Raw genomic sequence first — 15308 nt, forward strand, 5'->3', positions numbered from 1 at the left:
AAGCTGTCCCTTTTCAGGTCAGGCGGGAATAGCATGATAATTTTGCTAAAATGAGGGGAACCAATCGGTTGCGGTTGCGCTGCTCGTCGTCGATCTTCCATTCTGATGAGCCTTATTTTGCCTGATTAATACCGCTCGCTGCCGGTTTTTCCAACTAATGGGTTCTGTTCTGCCTGATTAATGCGGCTCGCTAAACTATTTATCTCGATTAGTACCTCTCATGTATTCAAACTCTTATGCCAAATGTGCATTCCATCCAATTCGCTTTGCTCACCCTAACTCCCCAGGCGGCAGATCCCCAAACTTCCCAATCTCCTTCATAAACGCCAGCCGTACCGTCCCAATCGGCCCATTCCGCTGTTTGGCGAGAATAATCTCAATCGTATCCTTGCGGTCGGATTCCTTATAGTAATAATCATCACGGTATAAAAACGCTATCACATCTGCATCCTGCTCAATCTGCCCGCTCTCCCGCAAATCTGAAAGCATCGGCCGCTTGTCCTGCCTGCTTTCCACGCCCCTGCTCAGCAGCCTTAAGTTTGTAATCGCTTCTCCAGCACGATCTTATGCAGTCCTTTTTCATCGGTATAAGTTTCAATCACATCAAATCCATGCTTAATATTCAAAATCAGCATGCCTCTCCATTTGTTCATCGTTTTTGTCCGGACCAGCTTATACCCCATTTCTTTTAGATATTCATGCTGCTTTTCCATTAGCATGGAAGCAAGGCCCTTTCCCCTGTATTCAGGATCCACTCCGCCCAACCAACTATAAAAGGTCTCCTCATCAAGGGGGTATCCCATTTTATATCCAATCACTTTTTCTCCATCCATAGCTGCCTGCACCAGCAACTGAGGTTTGCTTTTCATCTTACTGACTAATTCTTCAGAATCGCCGAATATGTTCCTGTGAAGTTGCAGGATTCCTTTTAAAACATCATCCCCTGGCATTGAATAAAAGATATTTAATTTCATATGTCCCTCCCGCTTAGAAAGCTCCTCTCCTTTAAATATAGCAGTTTTATACTACCGCCACCCTCTGCTATTAGTTTATTACAGGCATCAAGTCTTAGGTCCTCTCTATCATTTTGAATATTTTAAATATTTTATATTTTTAATACCGAAACAAGATTGTATAATTTACCAGAATGCTAGAATTAAGGGAGGCGAAATAAGTTGAGGCAATTGAAAAAGTCTTTTATCTTCTTTGTTACATTGATTTTAATGACCATTTCTTCTGCGGCTTATGCAGAAAAGCCGGGTCTTGAAGATTTCCCGGAACCCGCAGATGTACAGTCCTGGGAGCTTCCTGAGGACATGACCTGGGAAGATTACCGGCCGGTGCCGGGAATTGACTGGCGTACGGCTGATATTGAACCTGAAAGAGTATTACGGGGAGCGCTTGTCATTGTCGATTTTCCTGACCGGGAGTTTATTTTAAGTCAGCCGGAAGGATCTGAAGTGGCAGGCAACCCTATTGGCACCGGCAATATTCCGCGGGATGAAATCGGCCAGTTCTGGGTGGATTTCCTGAACAAGCCGCAGCCGCTGAATAATCATCGGACCATCAATGAATATTGGAGAGAAAATTCATATGGCAAATGGGCTGTTGAACTGGATTCATTCGGAACCTATCGGATGGACCACAATGAATTCCAGTACGGACTGAACGAATTCGGACAGCAGGTCAATATGCCGGGAGAGTACCAGGCAAAAAATTTAAGAACTGAAGCAATGGAAAAGGCGCAAGCCGATATCGCCGCTTCAGGCAAAAATTACGATTTCACCTTCATCCTGCATGCCGGATATGATGAGTCAGGTGTCTGGCAGGAATTTGGGGAAATGATGTTCCAGACAGCAGAAGATGTGGCGAAGGAATTCGGTCCGCCTTTTGAAGGATTTCCGAATTCCGCCAATACCCGCTATGTCCCTTGGACTTCGTGGCTTGCCGCGAAAAGCATCTGGTCCAGTGCAAGCCGGGGCGTTTCCATCCAGGGTGAAAACGATGGAATGGGAACCTTCGCTCATGAATTTGGCCATATTATGAATTTGGGGGATAACTACAACAATCCATATGGAAAGCCTGTTTCCCGCTCCTATTCCGGACCTTGGGAATTAATGAGCCGGGGAAGCTTTAATGGTCCTGCAGGGCCTCATACACGCTGGATGGTGCTCCCTACACTAGGCGGATCAGCGCCGGCGCATCACATGCTCCGAAACAAAATCAAGCAAGGCTTCTTATCGGAAGATCAGTACTTGAACATCAGCCGGGAGGAATTGGCTCAATCCGGACCTGTGTTTACTGATATCCTGGCACGTTCGGTACCGGCCGGTGAAGAGTTTGGCCGCAATGCCCTTCACGGCATCAACATCAGCATGGAAGATCTGACGCCAAAAAATTCACTTGAGGACGACTGGCGTGCGGACATGCAGCGCGGGGAAAAGTGGTACAACAACTATACCGTGGAAGTGGTGGACCGTGTAGGATTTGACTCGTTCACTCCAGATTCCGGCGTTCTTCTTGCCAAAACCAAAAATTCGGAAGCAGCACCAAACATCTGGGTCATCGACTCTCATGCAGAAGACATTAACCAGGTTGACTTTAAACGTCCTGACGGAACAGAAGCTATGTATTCAAAAGGGGATTACAGACAGCTTTCCGATTCCCTCTTCAAAGCAGGCACAGCAGATGGGGTTGTCAGCGAATATAAGGACGAGCATAACCGTCTTCACTTTTACATTTTAAATAAAAAGCTTGATAACGAAGGAGCCCTCTCCTATCGTGTCGCCGTCCGCCATATGGATGAGTCCGGCCCGACCGCAAGAGGCGTCTCAGCTGAAAACAGCAAAGTCCAATTTGCCGCTCCCGGCAAGGTGGCAGCCTATTCCTTCAAGGTAACCAATACGGGCAATGCTGCAGATCTTATCCGCCTTAATGCCAAGACGGAAGCCGGCTGGGAGCTCATGCTTGAGCATAATGTGATTGAAGTGCAAGCCGGTGAAACAGTGGAAGTTCCAGTTTACGTGAAAATTCCAAAAACCAAGCCTGTACCGACAAGCCTAACATTTACAAGCACCTCTGAAACCGATCCTGCCAAAACGGATACTGTTACAAGACGTGTTGGCCCGGGTGCGGGGAAATAAATGATTAAAAAAGGGACAGGCCCGCCTGTCCCTTTCCATTTGCCTACTCTCTTTCATGCAATTGGCTCTTATAAAACTTTAAAAATCCCACAAACACCATGACAGCGCCAATCGTATTGCACGCTACTCTGATCCAATTGATCATCAGAAACTCCCTTGCGGTCTGTTTCAGAAATTCCACTGAATGAACACTCTGCCCCTCAATAAACATAATTTCATTCCGCGGCCATTCAAATAGCATGGAGATGAGCCCCAGGAGAATCATGACAAGAATACTTCCCAGAACCCAGCGGCGTGCAGATTTTATTTTCCATACCAAAACCAGCGCGCCAGCCCCAGTGACCCAGCTCGCTAACCCAAGCGGCGGGAAAAACGTATGGGGACTCGCGACCTCCATAAAATCCATAGAGACATCAAATGATTCCGGCACGTTATGAAAAATATTCGGATACACCATAAATACCTCCAGTATAAAAGCTCCCAGCATAATAAAGGTGATCCATAAATATGAAACCATAAAGAAATACGTCAGTTTTTGCTTCATTGCTTTTCCTCCTTCATCTTTTGTTTCTTCTTATACTGCCAGGCAGGTACCATCACTGCGGATAAGGCAGCCAGATAAAACGGCAGAAATTTAATCCCCACTGGCTGATCGAATAAATAGAAACTAATGATTCCAATTAGATTAGATAAAATAACTCCGGCTGTTAATCCGCCGGCTGCTCCAGCCAATATCCAAACCAGCAGTCCTCTGTTTTTTTCTTTGGAGCGAACAGACTCATGCGGCGCCTTCCATATCTTTCGGACCGCAGCCGCGCCTGCCCCAAGAAACAGTACTCCCGCAACCGGATGAAACGCTCCAAGCCAGCTGATTTTCCAGCCCAGATTGGCTGTGAAATACATGGCAAAGAGCAGCAGAAAAACGACTATCATCTCCTTATAAATCCGCTTAAAAAATCCTCCTGCCAGTGCACTCAGCATCATCAGTACCGGAATGGCATAGCCAAACAAATGTACAAACATTTTATGGGCGGCCCATTTGGACGGGTCCCCAAAGATCGACATACCCGCAAGCAAAAACTGAACCAGCAGGCAGCCCAGATAAACCAAGCCCAATCCTATATAACTATTTTCAGCCAATGTTCTTTTTGGCATTTTCTTTCGTCCCCTCTCCTGTTTTCTTTACAAAACCCATTCTAAGCGGGGGTTCTAACAGCACTCTTATCAATTTCTTACAGAATTATTAAATCCGGCAATAAAAAAAGAACGCATAGAAAATCTATACGCTCTTACCGTTTAAATCGATAGCCCACGCCCCAAACCGTTTCGATATAGTCCGGTTCAGATGGGTCTTTTTCAATTTTCTCCCTCAGCCTTCTGATATGAACTGTCACAGTTGTGACATCCCCATAGAAATCAAATCCCCAAACCTGCTCGAGCAGATGCTCTTTGCTGAAGACCTGGTTCGGGGAGGTAGCCATGAACAGCAGCAGGTCGAACTCTTTGGCCGTAAGGATTCTCTCTTGATTGCCCGCAAATACTTTCCGTGTACCCGGCTGAATCAGCAAATCCCCAATCCTGATGTCTTCATCCTTGCCGGGACCGCTGGAGGTAAGCCTGTCATAACGGGCTATATGCGCCTTCACCCTGGCGATCAATTGATTGGGATTAAAAGGCTTGGCAATATAATCATCCGCTCCCCTGCCCAATCCCCGGATCATATCAATGTCCTCATTTTTTGCCGTCACCATAATAATGGGTATCTCTGAAACCTCCCTGATTTTCCTGCAGACTTCATAGCCGTCCATATCCGGAAGCATCAGGTCCAATAGCACCAGCCGATAGGCGTTTGTTTTTAAGCGTTCCAGCCCTTCCTGACCCGTTGCCGCAATATCTGCCTCATACTGGTTCAATTCCAGGTAATCCCGTTCGAGCTCAGCAATACTAAGCTCGTCTTCAATGATTAAGATTTTTTCCAATCATCTTCCCCCCTTTTTTAACGTAAAAAAGATACTAAGCCCCTTTCCGGCTCCGCCACTTGCCCAAACGGTCCCCCCGTGGCCTTCGATGATTTTTTTTACAATCGCAAGACCCAGCCCGCTGCCGCCTGTGGCAGAATTCCGGGAGACATCCGTACGGTAAAAGCGGTCAAATAAATGAGGCAGCTCGTCGTGTGAAACGCCAGCACCATTATCCTGAATTTCAACCGTGACGTCCTCCGCTTTTGACGACAGCCTGACCACTAATTCTTTCTTTTCTTCCTTCATGTATTTCAAGCTGTTCTGCACAATATTGCCAACCACGCGATTCAATTTCTCCCTGTCAGCCTGCACCCGATACGATTGATTCGGCTCGCACTCAAGACGGAGACTGACAGGCTGTCCCGCCAGATTAAACCGAAGCTCCTCGAGGTAATCATCAAAATAGGACGCTAAATCCAGCTCCCTCAAATCATAAGGAACATTCGGCAAATCAAGCTTGGAATACAATAAAAGCTCCGAGATCAAAGCTTCCATATCATCCGCCTTCTTTTCAATCGTGCCCAAATATCGTTCCATCTTTTCCGGCGTATTCGCCACACCATCTGCCAGGCCGCGGACATAGCCCTTAATGCTCGTTAAAGGGGTTTTTAAATCATGGGAAATGCTTGCAATCAATTCCTTCTGATTCTCTTCATACTGCTTTTGCATAGCTGCGGCTTCCTTCAATCGGCTTCTCATGCTTTCAAACGCCATGGCCAGCTCGTTCAATTCATCCTTGTTCCCGGAAACCTCTATTTCTGTATCCAGATCTCCTCTGCTGATATCATTCGCCGACTGCTTCAGCCGGAGAAGCGGAGCAATGATGCTTTTCGAAACAAGGAAAGTCAGGATTCCATTGGTCAAAATCAGCACCCCGACCAGCAGATAAATCCGAATCGACCGGAAAAATTCAAGATCCTCCTGATCCACTGAACCTTTCACAGGATAGAACAATACATACCCAATGACCATTTCCAGCAGCAGAAATAAAACAACAGGAAGCAGCACCATCCCTATATTCGATAAAATCAATCGTTTTTTTATGGACATCCAGTCACCCCGGTTTTGTATCATAATAGCCGGATTGAACCAGCTTGATAATCTTGAAAAAAGTATAAACAAAGATTCTAACCAAAACATTATATAGTTATTACAAAATTCTTAACAGGTGGTTTTTTTGCAGAGGGGCGGTGTACGGAATTTTTTCAGGTTAACAACGGGGTTCTGACTCTGACTGCAGGCTTCCTGCCTTTTGTGTCAGAAGGTGGACCAGGTTCTGACTCTATCTCGCGCTTTCCTGTCTTTTGTGTCAGAAGGTGGACCAGGTTCTGACTCTATCTCGCGCTTTCCTGCCTTTTGTGTCCGAAGTTAGACCAGGTTCTGACTCTATCTCGCGCTTTCCTGCCTTTTGTGTCTGAAGTTAGACCAGGTTCTGACTCTATCTCGCGCTTTCCTGCCTTTTGTGTCCGAAGTTGCCCCAGGTTCTGACTCCACGATTCGGATTTTCGCTTTTTGTGTCCGAAGCTCCCCCAGCTCCTTGGGTTTAATAAAAAAAGTGCACAGATTCATTCTGCACACCAGCTCCCCGCCTTACACCAACCCTATTTATTTTTGCCTTCCATTTTAAAAAGGGCTTGATCCAGCTTTTCTTCTATTCGCTTTAATCTGTCGTTTCTTCTCTTGAAAATAAAAAAGAAAATGACAAGGATCCCAGGAATAGTCAATAAAAAGGCAAAAGCCAAAAGCTGAAATAAAATATCGCCGGCATTCAATCCGGCCAGAGCAAATGTGAACAAATTCATGATGGTTCCCCTTTTCGGGATGCCATGGTTAGGGTATATAACTGCCTGAGGGATACTACTAGAGCAAAAACAGCCAAAGCATTGGTCACGGAAAAGAAATCTATGTCCGCTAACATGTTCCTGATCATTAAAACTATCGCTATCACTGAAATAATAATGGCCGAGTAAAAATCAAACCTGCTGGTATTTTCTTTCAAAACCAGTTCCCCCTTTCGATAGTTTACGATTATACAGAAGGGAAAGTTTCATTTTCGGCCATAAAAAGGGACAGGTTCATTGTCCACCATCCCCTGGGACAGTAAACTATTTCTCTTTTAACATTGAATACTTACGATAAGCTTTATAGAAACTGATGCAGAAGAACACAGCCATAAAGACTGGAAGCAGCCTTAAAAGGACAAATGGAGTCTCAAATAAAAAGGCTTTCCAAAATAATGCACCCTTCATACTCCAAAGACCTTCGGCTAAATATAAGCCCGAATCCTTGTAAATCATATACGAAAAAGACAATAACAGTATCCCCAAACCAGATGAATACCCCATCAGCCTTCTATAATAATGACTCTGTGATTGGCGATCCGAGAAGATTTGACTTTGTCCATCATCCTCTTTTTGCCAATATCGAATTCCGCCAAGCCATGGCCCACTTATATAAACCCAGCCGAAATCTTCATATAACCCTTTGTAACCTTCAAACTTTTTCTTTGAAAAATAATCTTGATAATCGAGCCGCATCACATATTTCTTGTCTGTTTTTTCGAAAGTGTATATGCCCAATCCGCTAATATTTGTACAGCGATAGCCTTTTTGCAATTGCTCGTTCAGCCAGCGCTCCTCTTTTTCAATATCAAAAAACATCTTAAATTTCTTCATTCGATTCACTTCCTTCGTACAGGGATAAAATATGCAGCAGCCTCTTTTGTTCGATTTTCAAAATTTCGCTTCCTTCCGCAGTAATCATATAAACTTTTCTCCGGCCTGACTCTCCAACAGGTTCAATCCAGCCATGCTTATTCAAGTTCTCAATCGCACCGTATAATGTACCAGCCGCTAAACTAACAGTGCCGTTACTTATCTCGTCTATCTTCTGCATCACGGCATAGCCATGGAGCGGCTCACGCAGAGCTAATAAAATATAATGCATGGTTTCAGACAGCGGTAATAATTTATGTTTCATCTTCTCATCCTCTATTCAGTTCAGCTATATAGTTCAACTTAACAATAAGATAATACAGTTCAACTGAATAGTCAACGAAATTTTAAAATAAAACTAAAAAAGCCGCTTTCCTTAGGGCAAGGGAAAGCGACTTTTAACCGCTAGTGAAAGAAGAATAAAGGCAAAAATACCATCAATCTCTATCAGCAGCCGTTGGAGGCTGTTCAAACCAGCCTCTCTCAATCATGATTTTTGCAGCACTCTGGACAAAATGTGAATTTTTCATTGTTGCCTTCAAATAAACCATCCCTACATCGCGCCGGCCATTGACTGCCACTGAATTTCCGAATGCTCTAAGTTTTATTGAAAACATATCCATCTTATGGAAGAGCATGATTTTATCAGAAAAAGGCGAGAAAGTGGAATTGGTTATTAAGTCATCCAGATAAGGTGGTGAAGGCAAATCTTCTTCATGCAGTTTTTGCCTATAACTTTCAATATTCGTGGTGGTAATTTCTTTTCCCTTCTCAAACAATTTACGTATCTTTTCATCCTTGGCCACTTGGGCAAATGCCATAATGAGTGCCTTACTTGTCACATTATTTTCAATATTATCGTAAAAATGGGGGATTTCCATTGCATGCAAAGGGCGTTTATCTCCAAGGTAGCCGGTTAAAAAATCTTTATGCACAAATTCCGCTTTCTCAGGAACTGGAATCAATGGGGGTTTAATGATCAGCCCTTTATGTATTAATATCTCTTTGATCTGCTCCATTAAATCCATGGCGGAATCCATACAATGCCTAAAAAATTCCTTTACGTCCTTTCTGTACATAAGAGGGATGGCAATACTATAAATACTCAATCCTGCTTTTGCCGCATACTTTAAATAGTGGACATAAAATTCATCCATAAACAGTCTGGGAGCACCTAAATTTACATCCTCTTCCGTAAAACCATTAGGAATAGGAAATCCTTCTTTCTTGAAAATACCTTTAATAGTCTCCATAAATTCTTCTGACAGCTGTAAGGCATTTTCCAATAAGCTTTTAATGTCCTTATCTTCAACATGCTGCAGAAAATATTTTAAAAAACATGATGCCATACTGTTTCCCATATATGTAGCCCAAAGCTTGCCCATTTCGGCTGATGTTAATTTTTCTGAGCTATCCGGATTATGAGAACTTAATTTAATTGGTTTAATTTTTTTCATGACAATCCCTTCTTTTTTACTTACTATCTCCTTCCTTTAAATTCGTATACTTTAAATTTCGTCAAAATTAAAGCTGCTATTTGGGGAGAAGGGCAGCTGTCAAGCAAAAAACTAATTGGAACAATAATACGAAACTTATTTAAAGGAGAAACCGTACAAATAGTTAAAGGAGTCGCTGCAGGGGCTTTTTGAAAGACCTTTGCAGCAGGAGAGGGAAAGTAACCCGATTTTCACACACTTACCTAACTCAGCACTAGTGATAAACTTTAAGAAATTCTGCTGATTTTAGAAAAATGAATGGAGGAATTCCAATATGACAAGTACCGCTCTATTTATCATAGCTATGGCATCTATAGTTATATGGATATCATTATCCATAGAGCTTATGAAGCCTTCCAAGGAACAGAATGGCCGCAAAATAGTTATTTTAACTGCTGCAGGTTCTTTATCCACTATAGTTTTAACCATTCCACTTTTTCAAAATATCTCTTTTTAAGAAAAAGGAAATTTAGTATTGTACACTTCAAATGGATACCGCTGTTCATGCCACAATGAAGGCTCAATCCTTATATAAATAAAGGGAGATGCCGATTCTGATGGATCTTCAACTCCCAAACTTTAACTGATGGAACAGTACCTTCAGTTATTTGGAAATATGATATTTTCAACTAAGCCTTTCTCCTGTCCGAAGACATGCCTGCTCGGGCTCTATTTGCAATTTTGGTTTTTCTATTTGCAAATTCACCCTCCCTATTTGCAGGTCCACTCCATCTATTTGCAAAACCATTATTCCAGCACTGATTGCACTCGACTATTTGCAAATTTACCCCTTCTATTTGCAAAATAAGAGTTCTATGTGCAAATTCCCCCTATCTATTTGCAATCCCACCCTCTCTATTTGCAGGTCCACTCCATCTATTTGCAAAATCCCTCCCGGCCAGCAGTCTTCCCAAAAAGAAAACCCGGCTCCACCAAGGAAGCCGGGTTTCCCCATCCTATTACTTATCTTGCTTTCCATTCCCTTTCCCAGGCTTCACCGGGCCATCAGGGGTTTCAAGATTTTGCGGAGGCTGTTCGCCTTTTTTCAGCTTGTACAATTCAACCGTTTTGGTTGTTTTGTTGCCGGCCAGGTCCTCTGCTTCAAACGTAAAGACGTTTAAGCCTTCTTTCAATGAAAGTTTAATCTTTTTGAATTCCTTTTCGATGCCTCTCATTGCATAAGGCTCCTGGAATTCCTGGTAGAATAGCTCGCTGCCGTCCTGAGAGAAGCGAAGCTGGTCAAAGTTATCTGTCACTGTAATGTTGATGACAGGGTCCTTCTTGTTATGCTTAATGTATTTACTCGAAGGCAGCCCATCGATTTCAACCGTCGGGCCAGTCGCATCGACGATGATCGTGCGCTTGAAAGAGATCGCATTATTCGCAGTATCCACTGCTTTCACTTCCAGGCTGTGAACGCCATCTTCAAACGTCATCTTTGTTTCAAATTCATATTGTCCTTTTTCGTCATTGTACGTAGTTTCAATAGGTGTTCCGGCAATGGTGAATTCCTTCATGCCAGATTCTTCTTTAATCGTGCCGCTGACAGTCAGTTCATTTGTGTTGTACACTTCAAGCGCCGCAGGCTCCTCAAGGTATACGTATGGAACGGTCTTGTCATTGCTCACTTCGCCCACTTCCACAGTTGCTTCAGAAGAGTTGCCGGCAAAGTCATAGGCTACTACCTTAACATTTGTGCCCACTTCCAGTTCTTCCGGAAGAACAAATTCTTCTGTATCTCCGCTTAGCGCTTCATCCAGAATAGACTTTTCATCTACGAAAATATCAATATACGAAATGCCGGAGCCTTCAGGGTTATCAGCAGCTTCCAGCTTTAATGCTGTGTTGCCTTCGATAAGGTCAGCCTGAACGCTTGGCGCAGCCGTGTCCACTTTTACAGGGATTTTCACGGATTGCCACTCTGCCCCTGCATAGTCGATGACAGACTTAATCTCAAAATAGTACTGTCCGTCCTGCGCAAGCTGGTTGCTGATTTTTCCATCCCAGCCCCAGTTCGGATTGAGCGTATAATTCGCACCTGCCCCGCCATCGTAATAATGCTTGCGAAGGCTGTTTTCCGTGCGCAGCTTACGTAACGTTTTTCCATCCTCATCTGTAATCGCGAATTCTGCTTGTTTCGCATTTCGCAGGAATGAAAGAACCGGGATCAATTGATCCTGAACTTTGTCCCCGTTCGGAGAAATGGCGATTGTTTCCCCGCTGAATGCATCGTTTACCGGATCATATCCTAAGTAAGAATACCCCTCGGCTGTCTCTGAAACTGCTCCTGCCATTCCGTAGAATGAACTGTCATCATACTTCATACCGTCAAGGATCGGAGCTTTATCCCAATCACCCTTGAAGCCTACATAAGGAACCGTTAATTGCGGGTTCACGTCAGTTGAGTCTGTCAAAGTGACATATCCTTCAACAAAGTATCCATTCGGGAATACCTCGTTGATGTCAAGAGGAGTTTCCCAGTTTCCTGTCTTCGAAGGATCTACCACTTTTGCATTGCTGACATCCACACTTACTTTAAAGCTTACAGATCCATTCGCAGGAACGGTTACCTCTGCTGAATCCTGGCCCTCCACTTTTACAGAAGCATCCAGAATCTTCTGAGCTTCAAGCTCATCTGCTGCCCAGCCCATCTCTCCATAGGCTGCAAAATCAGTCTGCAGATTTGCTGCCACATCGTAAGCCACATCTTCACCACTGAAGTTTTGCGCTTTTAACGTGAATTCAAATGTATTGCCAACTTCTTTTAAAGCCACTTTTCCTTCATTCGTTGAAGCCTCCGTTACGATAACAGGAGAAGATAATGCCGAATGAAGCTGCATGATGCCGGAACCTTGTCGGCGCGGGGAATAAGGGATATTCCATTCAAATGCACTGTTGACGGTTCCTTTATCAATGACCGGCGCCGCTGTATTCATCATCAGGTTCTTCGCAACGTTGACACGGTCAAAGCCGGTTACGCCAAATTCTGTATCCACACGTTCAAGAACAAGTGCCGCACCACCGGAAACGTGAGGAGCTGCCATGGAAGTACCGCTCATCATACCGTACTGGTTATTCTCAAGAGTCGAGTAGATTTGTCCGCCTGGAGCTGTAATTTCAGGCTTGAAATCCAGGTTAGGCGTTAAACCCCATGAAGTGAAGGCGCTCATTTTGCCTGCTTCAGGGTTTGCTGACTTTGTTTTTTCTCTGTTAAAAGAAAGCGTGACTGTCTGGCCATCCTGAATGGCTGCTGCCAGCTTGTCTCCATCTGTCTTCAGCATGAATAGCTGCGGGATTGTAATGGACGGATCGCTTGCCATGTTGACATAACCGTCAGCATTATTGTAGATAATAACGCCGACAGCTCCAGCTGCCTGGGCATTAATGGCTTTATCAACAAATGCCAATTCCCCGCGCTGAATTAATGCGTATTTACCAGCAACACCGGACAGCTCTTCAGGCTTGCCCAATCCGCCGTAGGCTACTTCAAATGTTTTCGTTTCAACGTCATTCGGGTGAACATTTCCTGCTGACAAGAATGCAGCTTTTCCGGACTCTTCACCGAATTGGTAGTTGACTGCATCCAGATCCATGAAATTATTTTCAATAGATGCTACCTGCAAAGAATCATAGGATACACCAGGTGATCCCGAAACACCGATGTCCGGGTTTTCACTGCTTGGATTAGCGAATCCATTTCCAAAGTGAGCAGAGTTCCCAGCAGAAATAGACATTAAAATGCCGTTGTCTACTGCTCTGGCAATCGCTTTTTGTTCAGCTGACTCAGGGCTGACAAACCCGGCTGTTGAACCAAGACTCATGTTTAGTACGTCTGCACCAAGTACAATCGCATCATCAATCGCCTTTACATAAATATCACTGTATGTAGAAGGCATATTCGGATCATTTCCGAATACTTTAAGCGCAAGGATCTGGGCTTCAGGTGCTACCCCTTTAATGCCGCCGTTCTCCTCATCGCCATTCGCTCCGACAGTACCGGCAACGTGCATTCCATGCATGGAAGCATCCGGGCCGATATCACGGATCGTGTCATTTTCATCCATATAGTTGTATCCATATGGTACTTTTTCAGAATAATATTTCCCAAGAAGGCCATTATCTTTTTTAAACCTGGAAATTTCCTCTTTCGTTAATTCCTTTTCTGATTCATCGGCCAAAACCATGTCACGGTGAGAAGGATCCATACCGGTATCAATGACGCCGACTACCATGCCCTCACCTTTAAAGCCATAATCACGCCAAGCTTCCTGAGCTTGTACGAGCTCTTTACTGTAAAGCATATCCGGCTTTTCCTGCGGCTTTTCGTACTCGTTCACCACTTGTACTTCGGCCACTTCCGGCATTTCTTCTACAAGCTCAATGTCGCCATACATCATCTCAGCACTAAAGCCATTTACAATTGTAGTAAAGCTTTCGCGCTCAATCATCTTCACTTTATTCTTTTTAGCGCGGTCCTTTACCTTCTGCTGTTCAGACAGCTTTTCATTCTTCAGCTTCTGCTTTGTTGCATCTGGAAGTTCTTTATACTTCTTCTTTTGCTTTTGGGCATAAAGGACAGAAGGCTCTGTCTTCATCTCCACGATGACCCTGACAATATCAGTTTTGCTGTACTGCTTGTCCAGCTCACTTTTCTTTATTTCCTGGATGGTCTTGCGGTTTTCTTCTCCCTTGCTATTCGGTGTTTTCTCAGGCACAACAGCTGCTGATACCGAACTGGAGAAGATTAGCATGAACATTAATAAGGCCACTGCTGATCTTTTAATCCTCATTCCCTACCTCCTAGTTATATTATTCAGAATTTTTTTAATACACTATAAAGGTACCAAAACCAAATTTTTCATATAAGGATCAAAAGACCTGATTAACAGAATCATGAACAGGAAATTAGATCTATTTTTCACAAAAAATGCTGTAGAAAAATTTCATATTTTAACAGAATTTGAGATTTAGCCGGGACAGAGGGACAGGTTTTTTGTCCCATTAAAGCATTTTGTGCGTAAACCAAGAAAAAGGCATAGCCAGACAGCAACACTATCTGACTATGCCTCTATAATTTTGTGTAGATTTCAAAAGAAGTTTACCCATTGCGAGAGCCTGCCTCGACATCCTCCTGAGACTATTGTGAAACAGGATTTTTCGGGTGGTGCCTGTCACCAATTCAGATTACAAGCCCTCCATCTATACTCAAAATGGCTCCAGTAATAAAGCGCGCTTCGTCTGAGGCCAGGAAGGCATAGCCGTTTGCGATGTCTTCCGGTCTGCCCATTTGATTCAAGGGTGATTTTGCTTTCATGATGTCTTTTACCTTATCAGGCAGAGCTCTGGTCATGTCCGTCTCAATAAATCCAGGAGCAATGGCATTGACTCGAATTCCGTATTTCCCCAGTTCCTTTGCCCAGGTTTTAGTCATACCGTTTACTCCCCATTTCGCTGCGGCATAATTGGACTGGCCAAAGTTGCCGTATATCCCTACAACAGAAGAGGCATTAAGAATGACTCCTTCTCCCTGATCTTTCATTATTTTTGCTGCATTCTGGCCGACATTGAAAACACCCTTTAGATTTACATCAATGACCTGATCCCACTGGGATTCTGTCATATTTGTCAGCTGTGCATCCTGAACAATACCGGCATTGTTTATGACAATATCTACACGTCCGTACTGAACTAACGTTTCTTCAAATAATTGACTGACTTCATTCCGGTCTGCCACATTGCATACAACATAGATGGCTTCTCCATCGGCTTTTCTAATTTCCTCTGCCCTATCCAATAGATTTTGCTCATTTAAATCAGCTAAGACTAATTTTGCTCCTTCTTCTGCAAATTTCTTAGCTGTGGCTGCACCGATGCCTTGCCCAGCACCGGTAATGACAGCAACCTTGCCTAATAATTTCATTTTTAAGTCCATCT

14 protein-coding genes and 1 pseudogene are annotated in these 15308 nt (G+C 43.8%); 2 read left to right on the forward strand and 13 right to left on the reverse strand.

Annotated features, from left to right (window positions below; translation table 11 throughout):
• Window positions 1-270: 270 nt before the first annotated feature.
• Both ACTHRG_RS06485 and ACTHRG_RS06490 read right to left on the reverse strand, forming a co-directional pair.
• Window positions 271-537: pseudogene (locus ACTHRG_RS06485) on the reverse strand (DnaB-like helicase C-terminal domain-containing protein); the annotation flags it as partial.
• The gene (locus tag ACTHRG_RS06490) at window positions 534-974 is read right to left on the reverse strand and encodes a GNAT family N-acetyltransferase (protein WP_076257767.1); all 441 of its coding nucleotides are present in this window, start codon (window positions 972-974) and stop codon (window positions 534-536) included. The gene ACTHRG_RS06490 and the pseudogene ACTHRG_RS06485, both read right to left, overlap by 4 nt.
• 201 nt (window positions 975-1175) lie before the next feature.
• Here ACTHRG_RS06490 and ACTHRG_RS06495 point away from each other — a divergent pair, with 201 nt between their 5' ends.
• Window positions 1176-3143: a M6 family metalloprotease domain-containing protein gene (locus ACTHRG_RS06495; RefSeq protein ID WP_076257768.1), complete on the forward strand. Its 1968-nt coding sequence runs from the start codon at window positions 1176-1178 to the stop codon at window positions 3141-3143.
• Between the two features lie 43 nt (window positions 3144-3186).
• Here the strand turns inward: ACTHRG_RS06495 and ACTHRG_RS06500 are convergent, their stop codons facing one another.
• The 9 genes from ACTHRG_RS06500 to ACTHRG_RS06540 form a co-directional block, all read right to left on the reverse strand.
• Complete coding sequence (locus ACTHRG_RS06500) at window positions 3187-3687, reverse strand: DUF1772 domain-containing protein (RefSeq protein WP_076257769.1); 501 nt, start codon at window positions 3685-3687, stop codon at window positions 3187-3189.
• A complete protein-coding gene (locus ACTHRG_RS06505) occupies window positions 3684-4298 on the reverse strand; it encodes a DUF5957 family protein (protein WP_076257770.1) in 615 nt (204 codons plus the stop codon). The genes ACTHRG_RS06500 and ACTHRG_RS06505 overlap by 4 nt, the downstream gene beginning before the upstream one ends.
• Window positions 4299-4432: 134 nt before the next feature.
• The gene (locus tag ACTHRG_RS06510) at window positions 4433-5122 is read right to left on the reverse strand and encodes a response regulator transcription factor (protein WP_076257771.1); all 690 of its coding nucleotides are present in this window, start codon (window positions 5120-5122) and stop codon (window positions 4433-4435) included.
• A complete protein-coding gene (locus ACTHRG_RS06515; RefSeq protein ID WP_076257772.1) occupies window positions 5123-6214 on the reverse strand; it encodes a sensor histidine kinase in 1092 nt (363 codons plus the stop codon).
• Between the two features lie 551 nt (window positions 6215-6765).
• Window positions 6766-6966, reverse strand: coding sequence for a hypothetical protein (locus tag ACTHRG_RS06520; RefSeq protein WP_076257774.1), 201 nt, complete (start codon window positions 6964-6966; stop codon window positions 6766-6768).
• Window positions 6963-7163 carry a hypothetical protein gene (locus ACTHRG_RS06525; protein WP_076257775.1) on the reverse strand — a complete coding sequence of 67 codons (201 nt, stop codon included), beginning with the start codon at window positions 7161-7163 and terminating at the stop codon, window positions 6963-6965. Before ACTHRG_RS06525 ends, ACTHRG_RS06520 begins: the two co-directional genes overlap by 4 nt.
• 106 nt (window positions 7164-7269) lie before the next feature.
• The gene (locus ACTHRG_RS06530) at window positions 7270-7839 is read right to left on the reverse strand and encodes a DUF2812 domain-containing protein (protein ID WP_076257776.1); all 570 of its coding nucleotides are present in this window, start codon (window positions 7837-7839) and stop codon (window positions 7270-7272) included.
• The gene (locus tag ACTHRG_RS06535) at window positions 7826-8143 is read right to left on the reverse strand and encodes a PadR family transcriptional regulator (RefSeq protein ID WP_076257777.1); all 318 of its coding nucleotides are present in this window, start codon (window positions 8141-8143) and stop codon (window positions 7826-7828) included. The genes ACTHRG_RS06530 and ACTHRG_RS06535 overlap by 14 nt, the downstream gene beginning before the upstream one ends.
• 172 nt (window positions 8144-8315) lie before the next feature.
• The gene (locus tag ACTHRG_RS06540) at window positions 8316-9335 is read right to left on the reverse strand and encodes a DUF3231 family protein (protein ID WP_076257778.1); all 1020 of its coding nucleotides are present in this window, start codon (window positions 9333-9335) and stop codon (window positions 8316-8318) included.
• A gap of 313 nt (window positions 9336-9648) precedes the next feature.
• Here ACTHRG_RS06540 and ACTHRG_RS06545 point away from each other — a divergent pair, with 313 nt between their 5' ends.
• Window positions 9649-9831, forward strand: coding sequence for a hypothetical protein (locus ACTHRG_RS06545; RefSeq protein ID WP_076257779.1), 183 nt, complete (start codon window positions 9649-9651; stop codon window positions 9829-9831).
• A 502-nt stretch (window positions 9832-10333) separates the two neighbouring features.
• Here ACTHRG_RS06545 and ACTHRG_RS06550 read toward each other — a convergent pair.
• Entirely contained in the window at window positions 10334-14164 is a 3831-nt protein-coding gene (locus tag ACTHRG_RS06550; protein WP_076257781.1) for a S8 family serine peptidase, read from the reverse strand.
• Window positions 14165-14553: 389 nt separating this feature from the next.
• Window positions 14554-15294, reverse strand: a complete 741-nt coding sequence (fabG, locus tag ACTHRG_RS06555) for a 3-oxoacyl-ACP reductase FabG (RefSeq protein ID WP_076257782.1) — start codon at window positions 15292-15294, stop codon at window positions 14554-14556.
• Between the last annotated feature and the right edge of the window lie 14 nt (window positions 15295-15308).

The organism is Cytobacillus sp. SAFR-174 (assembly GCF_051964675.1).
GTDB lineage: Bacteria > Bacillota > Bacilli > Bacillales > Cytobacillaceae > Cytobacillus.

Excerpts from the sequence above, each read along its gene's own strand:
- ACTHRG_RS06545 (WP_076257779.1), top strand. The coding sequence starts at position 9,649 with ATGACAAGTACCGCTCTATTTATCATAGCTATGGCATCTATAGTTATA.
- ACTHRG_RS06540 (WP_076257778.1), bottom strand. The coding sequence starts at position 9,335 with ATGAAAAAAATTAAACCAATTAAATTAAGTTCTCATAATCCGGATAGC.
- ACTHRG_RS06490 (WP_076257767.1), bottom strand. The coding sequence starts at position 974 with ATGAAATTAAATATCTTTTATTCAATGCCAGGGGATGATGTTTTAAAA.
- ACTHRG_RS06500 (WP_076257769.1), bottom strand. The coding sequence starts at position 3,687 with ATGAAGCAAAAACTGACGTATTTCTTTATGGTTTCATATTTATGGATC.
- ACTHRG_RS06550 (WP_076257781.1), bottom strand. The coding sequence starts at position 14,164 with ATGAGGATTAAAAGATCAGCAGTGGCCTTATTAATGTTCATGCTAATC.
- ACTHRG_RS06535 (WP_076257777.1), bottom strand. The coding sequence starts at position 8,143 with ATGAAACATAAATTATTACCGCTGTCTGAAACCATGCATTATATTTTA.
- ACTHRG_RS06515 (WP_076257772.1), bottom strand. The coding sequence starts at position 6,214 with ATGTCCATAAAAAAACGATTGATTTTATCGAATATAGGGATGGTGCTG.
- ACTHRG_RS06530 (WP_076257776.1), bottom strand. The coding sequence starts at position 7,839 with ATGAAGAAATTTAAGATGTTTTTTGATATTGAAAAAGAGGAGCGCTGG.
- fabG (WP_076257782.1), bottom strand. The coding sequence starts at position 15,294 with ATGAAATTATTAGGCAAGGTTGCTGTCATTACCGGTGCTGGGCAAGGC.
- ACTHRG_RS06505 (WP_076257770.1), bottom strand. The coding sequence starts at position 4,298 with ATGCCAAAAAGAACATTGGCTGAAAATAGTTATATAGGATTGGGCTTG.
- ACTHRG_RS06520 (WP_076257774.1), bottom strand. The coding sequence starts at position 6,966 with ATGAATTTGTTCACATTTGCTCTGGCCGGATTGAATGCCGGCGATATT.